Genomic DNA, 16,588 nt, shown 5'->3' with positions numbered 1-16,588 from the left:
CACAGCATGACCGAGCAGCCCCGCCCGACTCCGCTCGCCGCCGCCCCCGACGCGGTGCGCGCGGAGACCTCGCACCCCGCGCAGCCCCCGGCCCTGACGGGACGCCGCGCCCGCGGCGCCGGGTCGACGCTGCTCGCCGTCGTCGGCCTCGTCCTCGTCTCGCTGCTGGCCCTCGCCGTGCTCGCGTACCTCGTCTCGGGGCTCGGCGAGATCGGCGTCGTCATCGCCGCCGTCATGGCGCTCGTGCCGCTCACGATCGTCTTCCTCGGGGTGCGCTGGATCGACCGCTGGGAGCCCGAGCCGCGCGGCGCCCTCGTCTTCGCCTTCCTCTGGGGCGCCGGGGCGAGCGTGCTCATCGCGCTGCTCGTCGACGTGCAGGTGCAGGGCGCGCTCGCCGCGACGGGCACGCCGGCCGCCGCGACCGAGTTCCTCGGCGCCGCCGTGCAGGCGCCCATCGTCGAGGAGGTGGCGAAGGGAATCGGCGTGCTGCTCATCCTGTGGGGCGCCCGCCGCCACTTCGACGGTCCGGTCGACGGCATCGTCTACGCCGCCTGGGTCGCCGGCGGCTTCGCCTTCACCGAGAACATCCTCTACTTCGGCCTGCAGCTCACCGAGGAGGGGGTGCTGACCGCGGGCACCATCGAGATCTTCGTCATCCGCGGGCTCATGTCGCCCTTCGCGCACGTCATGTTCACGGCCCTCATCGGCGCGGCCCTCGGCGCGGCGGCGCAGCGCGGCGCCCGCGTCGGGCTCGGCGCGTTCCTGCTGGGCCTCGTGCCCGCCGTGCTGCTGCACGCCTTCTGGAACGGCGCCCTGTTCTTCGTCGGCGACTTCTACGGCTACTACCTGCTCGTGCAGGTGCCGCTGTTCCTCATCGCGATCGCGCTCGTCACGATGCTGCGCCGGCAGGAGATGCGCCTCACCCGGGCGCGGCTCGGCGAGTACGCGCAGGCGGGCTGGCTGCACGCCGACGAGGTGGGGATGCTCGCCACACCGGCGGGGCGGCGCGCGGCCACCGCATGGGCGGCCCGCGCGGGGGCATCCCGCCTCATGGCCGCTTTCATCCGCGACGCGACCCGGCTCGCGCACGCCCGGCAGCGCATCCTGACCGGCCGCGATCGCATCGGGGCCCGCGTCGACGAGGCGCAGCTGCTCGAGCGGGTCTCCGCCGCGCGGCACGCGCTGCGGGCGAACGCTCCGCGGGGCTGAGCGGAGTGCGGGTCCGGTCGTCAGGCTCCCCAGCGCGACGACCGGACCACAGCGTTTCCGCGCTCCGCCGACCCGTTCGGCGGAGTGGATCCCGTCCAGCAGTCCCCCTGCTGCACGGGGTGATGCGGTTCCCCTTGCTGGTGGGGTTCGGCACCCCGGCCCCAGCGGTTGGGGTGGTTCGGGCCCCCACTTCGGGGGTGGGCGGGCTCATCGTGGGCGGCCCCGTTAACAGACTCACCGCCCAGCGGCGGGGCGATGCCTCCGGCGCGTCTGGGCGGTGAGTTGATCTGCGGCCATACTGCTCCCGCGCGGGGGCGCCGTCAAGACCCCGTCGCGCACCGGTGCGGCGCCGCCGAGCGGGCGCGTCCTCCCCATGACGGGGGGAAGGGCATCCGACCCTCCGCTCACTACCCTGGGGCAGGCCCCGAAACGCTCGGAATCGGTCGCGGGCGGAAGGGCGGGGCGATGGCGACGTGCATCCGGTGCGCCGCCGCCATGCGCGACGGCGCACGCTTCTGCACGCGGTGCGGGGCCCCCGCGGTGGTCGAGTCGCCCGAGCCCGCCGAGGCTCCGAACGTCGTCGGGACGCCGGCGGTCACCGAGGCGTCGGCGGCCGTCGAGTCGCCCGCGGCGGAGCACGAGCCCGCGGCGGAGCACGAGCCGATCGTCGCCGACGACGCGGATCCGCCGCGGTCGAGTCTCGCGATCGGACCGCCCCCCGCAGCCTCGCCGGCAGCCGCGCCGGAACCGACCGCCGCCGCGGACGACGCGGGCGCCCTCGAGGGCGAGTCCGCGAGCGGCACGGTGCTGACGATCGCGCCCGAGGTGCCGCCGTTGGCCAAGGGGCGTCGCTGGACGGCGCCGCCCGTGCGCAGTCACGCCGCGACCGCCGCGTTCGTCACCGGCCTGCTGCCGCTGCTGGTCTCGCTGCTCGGCAACACCCTCGCCGCGGCGCTCACCACCGATGCGGCAGCGCAGGCCGCCGGCGGCGCCGCGAGCGGGGCGTGGACGCCGGTCTTCGTCACCCTCGCCCTCATCTTCGTCATCAACGCCGCCCTGCTGACGGTGTGCGTCATCACCGCGGGCCGCGGGATGCGCGAGACGGCGAACGGCATCACGCGGGGCCGCGGCCTCGCCGTCGCGGGCCTCGTCGTCGGCGGGCTCAATCTGCTGCTCTGGCTCGCCGGCCTCGTCGTCACGCTGACGACGCTCTCCGCCGCGCTCGGCTGACGCGGTCCCCGCTCCCCGGCGCCGCTCGCTCCACCCCCAGGATTCTGCCAGCCTCCAGCGCATCCGAACGCGTCCTCCGCGCGGAAGTGATCCATGTAAGGCATTCCGCACGAACCCGATCTCGGCACCCGCCGGGCGGGCGTCTACAAGGAGGAACCATGCGCAACCGTATTCTCGCGGGAGTCGGCGTCGCCGCTCTCGCCACCGTGGGCATCGCCGCCCCCGCCGCCGCCTCGACGGCCGGCACCGCCGACCTCTACGTCGTCCACGGCGTCCCCGGCGAGGGTGACTTCCCGGTCGACATCTACGCGAACGGCGAGGCCGTCGCCGGTCTGCAGGACGTGACCTTCGGCACCGTCACCGCCGAGCCGCTCGCGCTCCCGGCCGGCGAGTACAACATCGACGTCTTCCCCGGCGACGCGGCCGACGGCACGGGCGAGCCCGCCCTGACGCTCGACGCCACCCTCACCGCCGGTGCCAGCGTCACGGTGGTCGCCCACCTCAACGCCGACGAGACCCCCGCGCTCACGGCCTTCGAGAACAACGTCAGCGACATCGCCGCCGGCCAGGCTCGCCTGACCGTGCGTCACACCGCCGCCGCTCCCGCGGTCGACGTGCTCGCCAACGGCACCTCGGTCGAGGCCTTCGCCGGCGTGACCAACCCGAACCAGGGCAACATCGACCTCGCCGCGGGTGAGGTGCAGGCCGCGGTCGCCGCTGCGGGCACCACCGACCCCGTGATCGGCCCGGCAGCGCTCCCCCTGGCCGCCGGCACGAACACGCTGGTCCACGCCATCGGCAGCCTCGAGGGCGACAGCCTGCAGTTCGCCGTCATCACCATCGACGGTCTCGGTGCCGCTCCGGAGGGCATCCCCGCCGGTAGCGCCGGCCTCGTCGCCGAGGGCGGCAACGCCGGCCTCATCGGTGCCGGTGTCGCCCTGATGCTCGCCGCGCTCGCCGCGGTCGGCATCGTGGTCCGTCGCAAGACCGTCTCCGCCGAGCGCTGAGACACGAGGTAGTAGAGATGACGAGGCGGAGGGTTCCCGCCACCATCGCCCTGACGACGGCAGGAGCTCTCCTCCTCGCGTCGTGCTCGGCACCGCCCGCCCCTCCGGCGGCGGTGCCGAGCACCACCCCGACGCCCGCACCGGTCGCGACGGCGCCGTTCTCGGCGCAGACCGCGCCGGGCGACCCCGCGCAGCAGCAGGCCACCCCGGTCGTCGCCCCGGGCCTGCTCTCGGTTCCCTCGCTCGGCATCGAGGTGCCGGTGGAGCCGGAGGGCGTGGAGCCGGACGGGTACATGTCCATCCCCGAGGACATCGACATCGCGGGCTGGTACCAGTACGGCGCCGGCCCCGCGAGCGCGGAGGGATCCACCGTGATCGCCGCGCACGTGGACGATCCCGTGCAGGGCATCGGCCCCTTCGCCCGGCTGCGCGAGGCGCAGGTGGGTGCCGAGGCCACCGTGGTCGACGCGGACGGCACGACCCACGTCTACCGCGTGACGACCGTCGAGCGCATCGAGAAGGCCGAGGTGCCGCTCGACCGTGTCTTCACCCAGGCCGGCGCGCCGCACCTCGTGCTCGTCACCTGCGGCGGCGATTTCGACCGCGCGGCCCGCAGCTACACCGACAACTACATCGTGACGGCGGAGAAAATCGCGTGACAGGCGCGACCGGTACCATGGCGCGAGCAGTCGCCGGTGATGGTCGCCGGTCGGACGACCGTGGAGGCTACCCCGCAGTGACGGCAGTGATCGACGACGGCGCCATCGAGGTCGCCCGTCGCTTCGTCGCCGGCGACGAGCGGGCGCTCGCCGAGATCTACGCGCGCTGGTCCTCGCTCGTCTACTCGCTCGCCCTGCGCTCGCTCGGCGATGTCACCGACGCGGAGGATGCGACGCAGCGGGTCTTCGTCTCCGCGTGGCAGAGCCGCCACCGCTACGACGCCGAGCGGGCATCCCTCTCGGCCTGGCTGGTCGGCATCACCCGCAACGTCACCGCCGACGCCCACGCAGCTCGTGCTCGCGACCGCGCGATCGCGCAGCACTCCGCCATCCACACACCCGACGAGGCCGTCCCCGGCCACGAGTCGGTGCTGGCCGAGCGGCTCGTCATCGCCGACGAGATGGCCAAGCTCGACCCCGTGCCCCGGCAGGTCGTGCAGCTCGCCTTCTTCGACGACCTGACCCACACGCAGATCGCCGAGCGGCTCGACATGCCGATCGGCACCGTCAAGTCCCACATCCGCCGCAGCCTGACCCGCCTGAGAGACCGACTGGAGGTGAACCATGGAGCACTCTGATGCCGAGACCCTCGCCCTCGCCGCGATGGGCGAGGCCCCGATCGACCCCGCCGAGCGCGCGCACCTCGACTCCTGCGCCGTCTGCCGCGCCGAGCTCGACGCGCTGCGCCAGACTGTCTCCGTGGCGCGCTCCACCCTCGGCGAGGGCGCGCTGAGCACGCCGAGCGGCGCCGTGTGGTCGGCCATCCACCGCGAGCTCGGCCTCGCTCCCGGCATCCGACCGCCGATCGAGACTCCCGCGGCCGCCGTCCGGCCGCTGCCCGCACCCGCCGAGTCGGCGCCCGCCGAGCGCGCCCGTGCCGACCAGTCGCGGTCGGCTCCCGTCGTCCCCCTCGCCGACGCCCGCCGTCGCCGCGGCGCACTGCGCTCGTTCATCGTGCCCGTCGCCGCCTCGGCCGCTGCGGCCGCGCTCGTCGCCGGCGGCATCCTGTGGTGGGGCGCCGCCGAGCCGGTCGACCCCGCGGTCACCGTCGCCTCCGCCGACCTCGACGCCCTGCCCGCCTGGCAGGGGGCCGCCGGCTCCGCCCTCGTGCTGCAGCGCGGCGACGATCGCGTCGTCACCGTGACGGTGGATGCCCCCGCCCCCGACGGCGCGCTGCGCGAGGTCTGGCTGCTCACCCCCGAGGTCGACGGGCTCATCAGCCTCGGCTATCTCGAGGGCTCCTCGGACGAGTTCGTCATCCCCGCCGGGGTGGATCTCGCCGAGTACCCGATCGTCGACGTCAGCCAGGAGCCCCTGGACGGAGACCCCGCGCACTCGGGCGACTCGGTCGTGCGCGGCACGCTCGAGGCCTGACCCGTCCCCTCGCCGACCGCGGTCGGCTCAGCGCGCGCGGCGCCGCATGAGCACCCACACGAGCACGAGCAGCACGCCCGTGATGAGCAGCAGCACCGCTCCGAGCAGCAGGAAGCTCGCGATCGCGATGCCCGGCAGCAGCAGGATGGCGATGCCGCCGAGGATCGCCACGGCGCAGCTCGCGACGGCGAGGCCGCGGGGCACGAGCTCGGCATCGGGCATCCCGCCGAAGAGTCCGGCGACGCCGTCGGCGATCCAGGCGATGCCGATCACGTAGGCGAGCACTTCGAGCCCGTCGAAGGGAACCACGAGCGTCAGCACGCCCGCGGCGAGCACGAGGGCGCCGAGGACGGCGACGAAGACGCGCAGCACGGTCGGCAGCGGCGTGCGGAGGGCGGTGACGAGCCGCAGCGCGCCCGAGAGGATGAGGAAGACGCCGAACAGCACGCCGACGACGAGCAGCGATCGCTCGGGCCAGACGAGCGCGGCGAGGCCGAGCACGACGGCGACGATCCCGCTGAGCAGCAGCGAGGGGCGGGCGGTGCGAGCGGGGGCGGCGGCGTCGGTCATGACTCCAGTCTGCCGCGCCCGGCGCCCCTGCCGTGGCCGCCCGCTCCGCCCGCGCCGCCGGGTCAGGCGCCCGGCACGATCACGGCGCGCCCGCGGATGCTGCCCTCGTGCAGCCGCGCGTACGCCGACGGCCCCTCGTCGAGGGTGAACACTTCCGTCTCGACGTGGATGAGGCCGGCCCGCGCGAGGTCGAGCACCTCCATGAGCTCCGAGCGCGAGCCCCAGTAGGGCGCCCGCACCGAGACGTCCCACGCGGTCGTCATGATGCCGACGGGCAGCGCGCCGCCCGCGATGCCGATGATCTGCACGTCGCCCTCGATCGCCGCGCAGGCTCCGGCGATCTCGACGGTCGGCTGGGCCCCGACGAAGTCGAAGACGGCGTCGGCGCCGAGCCCGCCGGTGAGCTCGCGGATGCGCGCGACGGCGTCGGCGTCGGAGTGCAGCGCGTGGTGCGCCCCCACCTCGAGGGCGAGCGCCCGCTTCTCCTCGGAGATGTCGAGCGCGATCACGGTGGCGCCGCTGAGCGCCCGGATGAGCTGGATGCCGACGTGGCCGAGGCCGCCGGCTCCGATGACGACGGCGGTCGACCCCGCGCCGAGCTTCGGCAGCGCGCGCTTGACCGCGTGGTACGGCGTGAGCCCGGCATCCGTCAGCGAGACGTTCTGCACCGGGTCGAGGTCGCCGAGGGGCACGAGGTGCCGGGGGCTGTCGACGATCATGTACTCCGCCATCGATCCGGGGCTGCCGAGCCCGGGGGGCTGGATGCCCAGCTCGACGGCGCGCGTGCAGTAGTTCTCCTTGCCCTCGGCGCAATTGCGGCACGTGCCGCAGCCCCACGGACCGTAGACTGCGACGGCATCGCCCACGGCGACCTCGGTGACGCCCGCGCCGACGGCGTGCACGATGCCCGCGCCCTCGTGCCCGAGGGTGAGCGGCAGACCGTAGACGTACTGCTCCTCGGGCAGGCTCATGATGAACTCGTCCGAGTGGCACACGCCCGCGGCGGTCACCGTGAGCAGCACCTGGCCGGGGCCGGGCTCGGGCGTGTCGATCTCGACGACCTCGGGGGCCGATCCGATGGTGCGGTACTGCAGGGCCTTCATGGTGCTCTCCTTCTCTTCCGGCGGCGGTGCCGTCGATGGGATGCTCCGCGCCGGCGGCACGGGGCCGCGACGTTACTCCTGCCGGAGGCCGGTCGCTCGGTCGGGGGAGGGCGCGCGGCGCCCGCGCACCCCGTCCACGGCGATGCGCATCCACCGCCGGGGCGGTGCCGCGGGCCAGCGGCGCCCGCCCAGCGCCTCGACGCGCTCGATGTCGCTGCGGCGCTCGAGCGGCGTGGCCCGGCCGGTGGCGACGACGCTCCAGTGCCCGTGGGCGTCGTCGCCGTCGGCCTCGAGCGCGATGCGGTCGTCGAGGGCGAGCTCGAGCGGGGCGGCGCCAGGGGCGCTGGGGAAGGCGAGGGCCGCGCCGTCGACGACGACGTCGACGCACACGATGTCGATGGATCCGCCCGCCGCGACGGCGATGCGTCCGCACTGCGCGCCGCGCAGCAGCCGCCAGCACTCGACGGGGTCGAGGCCGGCGCCCAGGCCCGCGTCGCGGCCGGGCTCGAGATCGTGCTCGTCCTGCGTGCGCGTCATCGCGGCTCCTCTCCCGACGTCGGCGGGTCGAGCCCAGTGAACTCCTGCGCGGGCGGCGCGCGACAGGGCCGAAGGTCCCGAGCGGGGGTGCGCGGCCCGCCGTGCTGTGACAGCCTGGGGTCATGAGCTGGGGCGCCCGAATCCTTCTGATCGTGCTGGGCGTCGTCGCCTTCCTCATCGCATGGGCGGTGATCGAGCTGGTCCTCGAGGCGGTCTTCCTCCTCGTGAAGCTCGCGCTCGCCGTGGTGCTCGCCGTCGTCCTCGTCGGGCTGGCGTGGGGCTTCCTGCGCCGCCGCCGCTCGTCGTGAGCGCCGCCGCCGTGCAGCCCGAGCGCGCCGCCGCCGTCGTCTACGAGGCCTTCGGCGGCCCCGAGGTGCTGCAGATCGTCGAGCGCGAGGTCGGCCGGCCCGCCCCCGAGCAGGTGCGCGTGAGGCTGCGCGCCGCGGCCCTCAACCCGGTCGATTACAAGATCCGCCGCGGCACCTCCTCCTACACCTTCCCGCTGCCGATCACAGCCGGCCGCGAGTTCGCGGGCGTCGTCGACGCCGTCGGCGAGGCGGTGGAGGAGTTCGCCGTCGGCGACCGCGTCTTCGGCTCCACCCCGCAGGGCGCCTTCAGCGAGCTCATCCTCGTCTGCGCCGACGTGATCGCCGACGTGCCCGATGCGGTGCCGCTGCCGGTGGCGGGCGGTCTCGCGCTCGCCGGCCAGACGGCCTGGGACGCCCTCGAGTCGCAGCACCTGCGGGCCGGCGACAGCATCCTCGTCAGCGCCGCCGCGGGCGGGGTGGGCGGCATCCTCTGCCAGCTCGCCGTCGCGCGCGGCATCGAGGTGATCGGCACGGCGGGGGAGGGCAACCACGAGTGGCTGCGCTCGATCGGCGTCGAGCCCGTGCTCTACGGGGACGGGCTGCTCGAGCGCCTGCGGGCTCTGCGCGAGCATCCCGTCACCGCCGTCTTCGACCTGCACGGCCCCGACACCATCCGCGCGGCGCTCGCGTGGGGCGTGCCCGCGGAGCGCATCAACACCAACGCGACCGATCCCTCGCCCTTCGGCATCCAGGCGGTCGGGCGCGGCGCGGTGCGGCCGGAGACGCTGGATGCCCTGGCCGGGCTCGTCGCCGACGGCACCGTGCGCATCCCGATCGCCGCGGAGTTCCCCCTCGCCGAGGCCCGCGCCGCCTTCGAGCGCCTCGAGACCGGGCACGTGCGCGGCAAGATCGTGCTCACCGCCGACCGCTGAGCGGCCGGCCGCCTCAGCGCTGGCAGTTCCCCGTCGCGACGGGGGCGCTCAGCGCGCCGGCGCCCGCGATGACGGGGTCGAGCTCGGCCATCGTGTGCGCGTAGCCCACGTCGTCGGTGCTCTCGCTGCGGGCGAAGACCATGCCCATGACCGCGCCGTCGAGGGTGAGCACGGGCCCGCCCGAGTTGCCGGGGTTCACGTCGGCGGCGAGCGTGTAGGTGTCGCGCGGCGCGCGCGAGGATCCGGTGATGTCATCCGCGAGGATCGTGCCCGCGTCGACGACCTCGGCGCCGGCGCTCACGAAGGGCCCGCCGAAGGGGTAGCCCTGCACGGCGCCGACCGTGCCCGCCGGCTGCGTGGCGGTGAGGCCGAGCGGCTCGATGCCGAGCCCGTCGACGGCGATGACGGCGACGTCCTGCTGCGCGTCGAAGTAGACGACCCGGCCGGCGCGGCCGCCGATGCCGGGCAGCTCGACGGTCGGCTCGGTGACGCCCTGCACGACGTGCGCGTTGGTCAGCAGGCGGTCCTCGCCGATGACGAAGGCGGTGCCCGACTGCACCTGCCCGCAGGCGTAGGCGGCGCCCGTGACGCGGCCGACGCGGGTCGCCGCGGACTGCAGGGCGGGGGTGGCCGCGTCGACGATGGGCGGCGGGGGAGGGGCGCCGCCCCCGAAGGCGTCGGCGATGCGCGGGATGCCCTCCGCCACCACGAGACCGCGCACCTGCCCGAGCGCGCGGGCCACGGGCACGGGCGTGAACCGGTCGATCGTGCGCAGCACCGTCGAGCTCGCCGTCGTCGGCGAGGCGATCGGGATGCCGAGGGCCGTGACGGTCGATCCGATGAGGCTCATGACGAGCAGGGCCACGACGCCGCCCGCGAGGGCGCCGCCGAGGCGGTCGAGCGGCCGCGCCTTCTTCGGCACCGCACGGCGGCCGGCGTGGCCGAGGCGCTCGCCGAGGGTCAGCCCGCCGCCGATGAGGATGATGAGCGTGAGGAACACGGCGGGCGTCCGCCACTCGGCCTGCGGCACCCACTGGGTGACGAGGGGGAGGAGGAGGAGCGCGGCGATCGCTCCGGCGACGGCGCCGAGGGTGGAGCCGGCCGTCGACAGCAGCCCCTGGCTCGCGCCCCGGGCGACGGCGGCGACGACGGCGAGCAGCAGGAGCACGTCGAGGATCAGCGGCAGCAGCATCCCGGGCCCCTCTCGTGACGGGCGCGAACCGTGCCCGCCACGATCCTGGCACGCGCGGATGAGACCCCGGCACCCCGGGTCCGCGCGGCTGGTAGTATCTGAAGGTTGCCGTCCAACGGCCGCGGATCAAGAGAGCCGCTCCACCCCTGGAGCCGGCGCCGCGCAACGAGCAGAGAGGGGATCACCTATGGCACTGGAAGCAGACGTCAAGAAGGCGATCATCGACGAGTACGCGACCCACCCCGGTGACACGGGATCCCCCGAGGTCCAGGTGGCGATGCTGACGCAGCGCATCAAGGACCTCACCGAGCACCTCAAGGAGCACAAGCACGACCACCACTCGCGTCGTGGCCTCCTGCTGCTCGTGGGTCAGCGACGTCGTCTTCTGGGGTACCTCCAGAACATCGACATCACGCGCTACCGCTCGCTGATCGAGCGTCTGGGCCTGCGCCGCTAGTCGTCGCCCGCCCGGCGCCGCGTCGAGAGACACGCGCTTCGAACGTTCGCGAAGGCCGCCCCCGCACTGCGGGAGGCGGCCTTCGTCGTTGCCGCGCCGCAGCGGCCGCCGCCTGCTGAGTGCGGGCTGTGAAATTCTGGCACTGCGAGAGCGCTTGCGCGCCGCGCCGCCGTTAGGGTGACGCCATGACCGAACCCCGACGGCGCGGGCGTCCCGTGGAGCTCGACACCGCGCGGGTCAGCGCGGTGGCCCTCGACCTCTTCCTCGAGCACGGCTACGACGCCGTCACGATGGACGACGTCGCGCGCGCCTCCGGCCACAGCCGCCGCACGGTCTTCCGCCACTTCCCGACGAAGAGCTCGCTGGTCTGGGCCTCCGCCGACGGCTTCGTGGATGCTCTCCGCGCGCAGCTCGACAGCGTCGACCCCGCCCTGCCCGCCATGGACGCCGTGCGTGAGGCGTACGCCCGGGCTTCCTCCGTGCCCGAGGAGCACTGGGATCTCGCGCGCCGGCGCCTGCGCCTCATCGGCGCCAACCCGGCGCTCCTCGCCGACGGCGTCGAGCGCTTCCACGGCGTCGACGGCATCATCGCCCAGGCGATCGTCGAGCGCGAGGGCGTCGCACCCGACTCGCTCGACGCGGCTGTCGTCGGCGGCGCCGTCGTGCTCTGCGCGCACAACGCCGCGGTGTGGTGGGCCCGCCACGGCGAGGGGCAGCCCGGTGACGCGATCGACGCCGCGCTGCGGCGCCTCGGCGCGGGCTTCGCCACGGCCTGAGCGGGGCATCCCCCGATCGGCGCCGCCTCCCGCGCGCGTCCAGCGATTCCCCCGGCAGCGGTGCGACCCTCGGCCCATGCCCGCCCGTCGCCGCGCCCGCTCCGTCGCGGCGGCGCGCGCGGTCGCGGCCGCCCTCGCCGTCGCGGTGACGGTCATGGCCGGATGCGCCGCGCAGCCCGCGACGGCGCCCGACGCCCGGCTCGCCGAGCTCAACGCCGAGCGCGACGCGGTGGCCCTCGCCGCGCACGAGGACGAGACGGCGCGCTTCGGCATCTACCTGCGCGACCGGTGGGGGCCGATCTCGGTGCCCGAGACGGTGTCGTACGAGTGGGTCGCGGCCGAGGACTGGGCCGCGGAGGTCTCGCGCTGCCTCGACGACCGCGGGTTCCCCGGCGCCCGGCCGACGCCCGAGGGCGACCGCATCGACTACGGGCGCGTCGACGTCGCGAGCACCCGCGACCTCTACGAGCTCGACGTCGCCGCCTTCGGCTGCCAGGCCGAGCACCCGGTGCGCGAGTGGTACGCGGCCGAGCTGCTCGACGTCGAGACGCCGTGGGCGCTCGACTACTGGCAGGAGGTGCTCGCGCCCTGCCTGCGATCGAACGGCTTCCGGGCGGCGCCCGCGCCCGAGCGGGCGGAGTTCGCCGCGACCTGGCGCACCGAGGACGCGCCCGACCCGTACCGCTTCGTCGGCCCCTCGCCCCTCGAGCGCTCGGCGGCGAAGGCCCGCTGCCCCGCCCCCGAGACCGTCCTCGACGCGGCGCCATGACCCCGCGACCCGCGCGCGCGGCGGCGGTGCTCGCCGCTGCCGCGCTGCTCGCGGGCTGCGCCGCCGCGCCCGCGGAGAGCGCGCCCGGGCTCGACGACGTCGCGCTCGAGCGGGCGGAGCGCGCCGAGGAGCGCCTCGCCGTGCTGCTCGAGGCCCACGCCGGCTACCTGCGCGGCCGCTGGCCCGGCATCGAGGTGCCGGATGCGGGCCCGCCGGAGTGGCTCGACGCGACCTCCTGGCCGAGCGCCTACGCCGCCTGCCTCTCGGTGCGCACCGCGGTGCCGGTGGTGCCCGACGGCGCGACCGGATCGGTCACCCTCGGACGACCGACCTCGGATGAGGAGACGCGCGTGCTCGAGCGGGCGATCTACGTGTGCGAGAGCATCCTGCCGCCGCCCTCGATCGCGCGCGGCACCCCGGGCCCGATCGAGACCGCGTGGCGGCAGCGCGCGGTCGAGGTCGACCTGCCGCGGTGCCTGCTGCGCCAGGGCGTGCCGCCGGGCACGGTGGACGACCCCTTCGCGCGCGTGCGCAGCGACCCGGCCGCGCTCGCCCGCGCCGAGGCGCTCTGCCCCGATCCGCTGCAGGCGCTCGAGGGCATCCCGCCGGCGGGTCGACGATGAGAACGGCGCCGCGCGTCGCCTCGATCGTCGTGGCCGCCGCCGTCGCCGCCGCGACCGCGTTCGAGCGACTCGGTCTCGCCGTGCGCGTCTGCGCCGTGCGCCACCTGCCCGCGGTGCCCGCCCTCGGGGGCATCGACGACGTCGAGCGGGCGTGGTGGCGGGATGACGCGCTCACGCGCCTGCTGCCCTGCCTGCGCCGCGCGGGCGCGGGCCCCGGTGCCGCCGCGCCGCCCGCGCGACTCGCCGAGCGCGCCGCCGAGGGGCGGCCGTGGGATCCGCTCGCCGGTCTCGACCCCTCGACCCGCGCCCGCGCCGCCGCGCTCTGCCCGCCCGGGGAGGTGCTGCTCGCCGGTGCGCCGCGGCGCGGCGAGGCCGCCCGCGAGCGCGAGCCGCGCCCGCTCACCCGCCTCGACGCGCCCGTCGCCGACTTCTGACCGCGGGCAATCCGGGGCGCGCGCTGCTCCGAAGCACCAGCACGAGTCCGAACCCGAAGCGGACTCGTCAGTCGCGGCCCCGGCGGAGCGCTCCACGCATGGTTCCCGCTCCGCCCGGGGTCGTCCTCCTCTCTCGTCCGCGGGTCGCCGGCTGTCAGCCGGGTCGCGGCCGACCGACGCAGAATGACCGCTATGGATGCCCCGCCCGACGCCGCGCCGCCGCAGCTCGTCACCCGTGCGGGCGCCGGGCGCTGGGGACCCCGGCTCGTCGTCGGGTTCATCGTCATGGTGGCGGACTGCGCGGCTCTGCTGACCGAGATCGCGCCGCCGGGCATCCCGACGGCGCTCGCCGTCATCGGCAGTCTCGGCGGATTCGGTCTGCTCGCGGCCTCGATGATGCAGATCACGACCCGGTGGCGCACGAGTCTTCGCTTCGACGGCGAGGCGCTCGTCGTGCGCGCGCCCTTCGCCGTCGCGGTGCACCCGCTCGGCGCGAACCTCGTCATCGGGCGGTGGCTGCACGAGCGCCGCCCCCGGCCCGAGCACTGGGTCATCGAGAACGGGCGCATCGCGACGCCCATCGGGGACGAGCTCGACCCCGTGCGCATCGAGGCCTTCGCCGCGCGCCTCGGCGTGCCCGTCATCGACATCCCGGGCGATCCGCCGAGCGTGCAGCACGGGGCCTGAGCCGGGCATCCCGCGCCGCCCGCCCGCCGCGTCCATCCCCGCGTCGCCCGGTGTTCACCCGACGCGCCGCCGCGCCGCCCCTAGGCCGCGACACGCCGTGCTGATACCCTGAACCCCGGCGCGACCTCGCGCCATCAAATGAAAACCGCATGGAGCAGGCCGGCGCGAAGCTGGTCACCGGTGGTGATCTCCCGTCACGCAGCGCACGAGCGCGAGCGGAACGGTGGATGTCTACTGTTGGCCAGAGCAGACCCGGCGGCATAGAACGCCGCGTCCCTTCCTGCCCGCTCCTGCTCCGCGCGTTGCGCCGCGCATCCATACGGGATGCCCGGCGCGCAGACGTGTAAGGAGACAGACCTCAATGGAAGGTCCTGAAATCAAGTTCGCCGAGACCGTTCTCGACAACGGCAAGTACGGCACCCGCACGGTCCGCTTCGAGACCGGCCGCCTCGCGCAGCAGGCTCAGGGCGCCGTCGCTGCCTACCTCGACGAGGAGACCATGCTGCTGAGCGCGACGAGCGCCGGCAAGCACCCCCGCGAGGGCTTCGACTTCTTCCCCCTCACGGTGGACGTCGAGGAGCGCTCGTACGCCGCCGGCAAGATCCCCGGCTCGTTCTTCCGCCGCGAGGGCCGCCCCTCGACCGAGGCCATCCTCGTGTGCCGCCTCATCGACCGCCCGCTGCGCCCGACCTTCATCGAGGGCCTGCGCAACGAGGTGCAGATCGTCATCACCGTGCTGAGCATCGCGCCCGACGAGTTCTACGACGCGCTGGCCATCAACGCCGCCTCGGCGTCGACCCAGATCTCGGGCCTGCCCTTCAGCGGCCCGATCGCGAGCGTGCGCCTCGCGCTCATGCCCGACAACAACGGGGGTGGCCAGTGGGTCGCCTTCCCGAAGCACAGCCAGCTCGCCGAGGCCGTCTTCGACATCATCGTCGCCGGCCGCGTCGTCACCGACGCGAACGGCGACCAGGACGTCGCGATCACCATGGTCGAGGCCGAGGCCACCGAGGGCAGCTGGAACCTCATCCAGGGCGGCGCCATCAAGCCCAACGAGGCCGTCGTGGCCGAGGGCCTCGAGGCCGCCAAGCCGTTCATCAAGCAGCTCGCCCAGGCGCAGCTCGAGCTCGCCGCGCAGAGCGCGAAGGAGATCCAGGACTACCCGGTCTTCCTCTCCTACAGCGCCGAGCTCTACTGCGCGGTCGACGAGATCGCCCACGACGAGCTCGCCGGCGTCTACCAGATCGCCGATAAGGTCGAGCGCCAGACGGTCGACGACGCCCTCAAGGCGCGCGTCAAGGTCGCCGTCGAGGGCCGCATCGCCGCGGGCCAGCTGCCCGAGGAGTCGCTCAAGGACTTCGGCGCCGCCTACAAGTCGGTCTCGAAGAAGATCATGCGCACGCGCGTGCTCACCGAGGGCGTGCGCATCGACGGCCGCGGCCTGGCCGACATCCGCGCGCTCGACGCCGAGGTGCAGGTCATCCCGCGCGTGCACGGCTCCGCGATCTTCCAGCGCGGCGAGACGCAGATCCTCGGCGTCACCACGCTGAACATGCTCAAGATGGAGCAGCAGATCGACTCGCTCAACCCCGTGACGAGCAAGCGGTACCTGCACCACTACAACTTCCCGCCCTACTCGACCGGCGAGACCGGCCGCGTCGGCAGCCCGAAGCGTCGCGAGATCGGGCACGGCTTCCTCGCCGAGCGCGCCCTCGTGCCGGTGCTGCCGCCCCGCGAGGAGTTCCCCTACGCCATCCGTCAGGTCAGCGAGGCCATGAGCTCCAACGGCTCGACCTCGATGGGCTCGGTCTGCGCCTCGACCCTGTCGCTGCTCAACGCCGGCGTGCCCCTGCGGGCGCCCGTCGCGGGCATCGCCATGGGCCTCATCAGCGACCAGGTGGATGGTGAGACCCGCTACGCGGCCCTCACCGACATCCTCGGCGCCGAGGACGCGCTCGGCGACATGGACTTCAAGGTCGCCGGCACGAGCGAGTTCGTCACGGCCATCCAGCTCGACACCAAGCTCGACGGCATCCCGTCGTCGGTGCTGCAGGGCGCGCTCGGGCAGGCCCGCGAGGCCCGCCTCGCGATCCTCGACGTCATGAACCAGGCGATCGACGCCCCCGACGAGATGGCGCCCACCGCGCCCCGCGTCATCAGCGTGCAGATCCCGGCGGACAAGATCGGCGAGCTCATCGGCCCGAAGGGCAAGACGATCAACTCCATCCAGGACGAGACCGGCGCCCAGATCTCGATCGAGGAGGACGGCACGGTCTACATCGGCGCCGTCGACGGCCCCTCGGCCGAGGCCGCCCGCCTGCGGGTGAACCAGATCGCCAACCCGATCAACCCCGAGGTCGGCGAGCAGTACCTGGGCACGGTCGTCAAGATCGCCGCCTTCGGTGCCTTCGTCTCGCTCATGCCCGGCAAGGACGGCCTGCTGCACATCAGCGAGGTGCGCAAGCTCGCCGGCGGCAAGCGCGTCGACGACGTCGAGGACGTGCTCAGCGTGGGTCAGAAGATCCTCGTCGAGATCACGAAGACCGACGATCGCGGCAAGCTGTCGCTCTCGCCCGTGCTGGCCGAGGGTGCCGACGGCGCCGAGGCCGCTGCGGCTCCCGCGGAGGGCGCCGAGGCCTAGCCTCCCGCTCCCGCGCATCG

General features: G+C 74.5%; 19 protein-coding genes. 15 read left to right on the top strand and 4 right to left on the bottom strand.

Annotated elements, in window-relative coordinates:
* The first annotated feature begins 6 nt into the window (after window positions 1-6).
* The 6 genes from HGB54_RS08535 to HGB54_RS08510 all read left to right on the top strand — a co-directional run bounded on the left by HGB54_RS08535 (window position 7) and on the right by HGB54_RS08510 (window position 5,539).
* Window positions 7-1,209 (top strand): PrsW family intramembrane metalloprotease, encoded by a 1,203-nt coding sequence (locus HGB54_RS08535; protein WP_168916061.1) that lies wholly within the window; start codon window positions 7-9, stop codon window positions 1,207-1,209.
* Between the two features lie 465 nt (window positions 1,210-1,674).
* Window positions 1,675-2,439, top strand: a complete 765-nt coding sequence (locus tag HGB54_RS12665) for a zinc ribbon domain-containing protein (RefSeq protein ID WP_228545761.1) — start codon at window positions 1,675-1,677, stop codon at window positions 2,437-2,439.
* Between the two features lie 158 nt (window positions 2,440-2,597).
* The gene (locus HGB54_RS08525; RefSeq protein WP_168916060.1) at window positions 2,598-3,446 is read left to right on the top strand and encodes a DUF4397 domain-containing protein; all 849 of its coding nucleotides are present in this window, start codon (window positions 2,598-2,600) and stop codon (window positions 3,444-3,446) included.
* Window positions 3,447-3,559: 113 nt separating this feature from the next.
* On the top strand, window positions 3,560-4,105 hold the full coding sequence (locus HGB54_RS08520) for a class F sortase (protein ID WP_228545760.1): 546 nt from the start codon (window positions 3,560-3,562) through the stop codon (window positions 4,103-4,105).
* A gap of 77 nt (window positions 4,106-4,182) precedes the next feature.
* Window positions 4,183-4,743, top strand: a complete 561-nt coding sequence (locus tag HGB54_RS08515; protein WP_228545759.1) for an RNA polymerase sigma factor — start codon at window positions 4,183-4,185, stop codon at window positions 4,741-4,743.
* Window positions 4,730-5,539 (top strand): anti-sigma factor, encoded by an 810-nt coding sequence (locus HGB54_RS08510; RefSeq protein ID WP_168916057.1) that lies wholly within the window; start codon window positions 4,730-4,732, stop codon window positions 5,537-5,539. The genes HGB54_RS08515 and HGB54_RS08510 overlap by 14 nt, the downstream gene beginning before the upstream one ends.
* Before the next feature lie 27 nt (window positions 5,540-5,566).
* On the opposite strand, the gene HGB54_RS08505 is transcribed toward HGB54_RS08510, so the two are convergent.
* The 3 genes from HGB54_RS08505 to HGB54_RS08495 all read right to left on the bottom strand — a co-directional run bounded on the left by HGB54_RS08505 (window position 5,567) and on the right by HGB54_RS08495 (window position 7,749).
* Window positions 5,567-6,109: an HdeD family acid-resistance protein gene (locus HGB54_RS08505; RefSeq protein ID WP_168916056.1), complete on the bottom strand. Its 543-nt coding sequence runs from the start codon at window positions 6,107-6,109 to the stop codon at window positions 5,567-5,569.
* A gap of 62 nt (window positions 6,110-6,171) precedes the next feature.
* Window positions 6,172-7,212, bottom strand: a complete 1,041-nt coding sequence (locus HGB54_RS08500) for an NAD(P)-dependent alcohol dehydrogenase (protein ID WP_168916055.1) — start codon at window positions 7,210-7,212, stop codon at window positions 6,172-6,174.
* A gap of 72 nt (window positions 7,213-7,284) precedes the next feature.
* The gene (locus HGB54_RS08495) at window positions 7,285-7,749 is read right to left on the bottom strand and encodes a pyridoxamine 5'-phosphate oxidase family protein (protein ID WP_168916054.1); all 465 of its coding nucleotides are present in this window, start codon (window positions 7,747-7,749) and stop codon (window positions 7,285-7,287) included.
* Window positions 7,750-7,871: 122 nt separating this feature from the next.
* Here HGB54_RS08495 and HGB54_RS08490 point away from each other — a divergent pair, with 122 nt between their 5' ends.
* On the top strand, window positions 7,872-8,057 hold the full coding sequence (locus tag HGB54_RS08490) for a hypothetical protein (protein WP_168916053.1): 186 nt from the start codon (window positions 7,872-7,874) through the stop codon (window positions 8,055-8,057).
* Complete coding sequence (locus HGB54_RS08485; RefSeq protein WP_168916052.1) at window positions 8,054-8,989, top strand: NADP-dependent oxidoreductase; 936 nt, start codon at window positions 8,054-8,056, stop codon at window positions 8,987-8,989. The genes HGB54_RS08490 and HGB54_RS08485 overlap by 4 nt, the downstream gene beginning before the upstream one ends.
* Before the next feature lie 13 nt (window positions 8,990-9,002).
* Here the strand turns inward: HGB54_RS08485 and HGB54_RS08480 are convergent, their stop codons facing one another.
* Window positions 9,003-10,181: a MarP family serine protease gene (locus HGB54_RS08480; protein WP_168916051.1), complete on the bottom strand. Its 1,179-nt coding sequence runs from the start codon at window positions 10,179-10,181 to the stop codon at window positions 9,003-9,005.
* Between the two features lie 187 nt (window positions 10,182-10,368).
* On the opposite strand from HGB54_RS08480, the gene rpsO reads away from it, so the two are divergent.
* The 7 genes from rpsO to HGB54_RS08445 all read left to right on the top strand — a co-directional run bounded on the left by rpsO (window position 10,369) and on the right by HGB54_RS08445 (window position 16,568).
* Window positions 10,369-10,638, top strand: coding sequence for a 30S ribosomal protein S15 (rpsO, locus tag HGB54_RS08475; protein WP_168916050.1), 270 nt, complete (start codon window positions 10,369-10,371; stop codon window positions 10,636-10,638).
* Window positions 10,639-10,823: 185 nt separating this feature from the next.
* Complete coding sequence (locus HGB54_RS08470) at window positions 10,824-11,414, top strand: TetR/AcrR family transcriptional regulator (protein WP_168916049.1); 591 nt, start codon at window positions 10,824-10,826, stop codon at window positions 11,412-11,414.
* 76 nt (window positions 11,415-11,490) lie between these two features.
* Window positions 11,491-12,183 carry a hypothetical protein gene (locus HGB54_RS08465; RefSeq protein WP_168916048.1) on the top strand — a complete coding sequence of 231 codons (693 nt, stop codon included), beginning with the start codon at window positions 11,491-11,493 and terminating at the stop codon, window positions 12,181-12,183.
* The gene (locus HGB54_RS08460) at window positions 12,180-12,806 is read left to right on the top strand and encodes a hypothetical protein (RefSeq protein ID WP_168916047.1); all 627 of its coding nucleotides are present in this window, start codon (window positions 12,180-12,182) and stop codon (window positions 12,804-12,806) included. The genes HGB54_RS08465 and HGB54_RS08460 overlap by 4 nt, the downstream gene beginning before the upstream one ends.
* On the top strand, window positions 12,803-13,240 hold the full coding sequence (locus tag HGB54_RS08455) for a hypothetical protein (protein ID WP_168916046.1): 438 nt from the start codon (window positions 12,803-12,805) through the stop codon (window positions 13,238-13,240). The genes HGB54_RS08460 and HGB54_RS08455 overlap by 4 nt, the downstream gene beginning before the upstream one ends.
* 192 nt (window positions 13,241-13,432) lie before the next feature.
* Window positions 13,433-13,927: a hypothetical protein gene (locus HGB54_RS08450; RefSeq protein ID WP_168916045.1), complete on the top strand. Its 495-nt coding sequence runs from the start codon at window positions 13,433-13,435 to the stop codon at window positions 13,925-13,927.
* Window positions 13,928-14,288: 361 nt separating this feature from the next.
* The gene (locus HGB54_RS08445; protein ID WP_168916044.1) at window positions 14,289-16,568 is read left to right on the top strand and encodes a polyribonucleotide nucleotidyltransferase; all 2,280 of its coding nucleotides are present in this window, start codon (window positions 14,289-14,291) and stop codon (window positions 16,566-16,568) included.
* Window positions 16,569-16,588 lie beyond the last annotated feature (20 nt).

Source organism: Microcella flavibacter (genome assembly GCF_012530535.1).
Taxonomy (GTDB): Bacteria; Actinomycetota; Actinomycetes; order Actinomycetales; family Microbacteriaceae; genus Microcella; species Microcella flavibacter.
Note: the sequence above shows the minus strand (reverse complement) of the source record. Positions and strands in the feature narration are given on the sequence as shown.

Coding starts and splice junctions, on each gene's coding strand:
- HGB54_RS08535 (WP_168916061.1), top strand. CDS start 7: ATGACCGAGCAGCCCCGCCCGACTCCGCTCGCCGCCGCCCCCGACGCG.
- HGB54_RS12665 (WP_228545761.1), top strand. CDS start 1,675: ATGGCGACGTGCATCCGGTGCGCCGCCGCCATGCGCGACGGCGCACGC.
- HGB54_RS08525 (WP_168916060.1), top strand. CDS start 2,598: ATGCGCAACCGTATTCTCGCGGGAGTCGGCGTCGCCGCTCTCGCCACC.
- HGB54_RS08510 (WP_168916057.1), top strand. CDS start 4,730: ATGGAGCACTCTGATGCCGAGACCCTCGCCCTCGCCGCGATGGGCGAG.
- HGB54_RS08505 (WP_168916056.1), bottom strand. CDS start 6,109: ATGACCGACGCCGCCGCCCCCGCTCGCACCGCCCGCCCCTCGCTGCTG.
- HGB54_RS08500 (WP_168916055.1), bottom strand. CDS start 7,212: ATGAAGGCCCTGCAGTACCGCACCATCGGATCGGCCCCCGAGGTCGTC.
- HGB54_RS08495 (WP_168916054.1), bottom strand. CDS start 7,749: ATGACGCGCACGCAGGACGAGCACGATCTCGAGCCCGGCCGCGACGCG.
- HGB54_RS08490 (WP_168916053.1), top strand. CDS start 7,872: ATGAGCTGGGGCGCCCGAATCCTTCTGATCGTGCTGGGCGTCGTCGCC.
- HGB54_RS08480 (WP_168916051.1), bottom strand. CDS start 10,181: ATGCTGCTGCCGCTGATCCTCGACGTGCTCCTGCTGCTCGCCGTCGTC.
- rpsO (WP_168916050.1), top strand. CDS start 10,369: ATGGCACTGGAAGCAGACGTCAAGAAGGCGATCATCGACGAGTACGCG.
- HGB54_RS08470 (WP_168916049.1), top strand. CDS start 10,824: ATGACCGAACCCCGACGGCGCGGGCGTCCCGTGGAGCTCGACACCGCG.
- HGB54_RS08465 (WP_168916048.1), top strand. CDS start 11,491: ATGCCCGCCCGTCGCCGCGCCCGCTCCGTCGCGGCGGCGCGCGCGGTC.
- HGB54_RS08460 (WP_168916047.1), top strand. CDS start 12,180: ATGACCCCGCGACCCGCGCGCGCGGCGGCGGTGCTCGCCGCTGCCGCG.
- HGB54_RS08455 (WP_168916046.1), top strand. CDS start 12,803: ATGAGAACGGCGCCGCGCGTCGCCTCGATCGTCGTGGCCGCCGCCGTC.
- HGB54_RS08450 (WP_168916045.1), top strand. CDS start 13,433: ATGGATGCCCCGCCCGACGCCGCGCCGCCGCAGCTCGTCACCCGTGCG.
- HGB54_RS08445 (WP_168916044.1), top strand. CDS start 14,289: ATGGAAGGTCCTGAAATCAAGTTCGCCGAGACCGTTCTCGACAACGGC.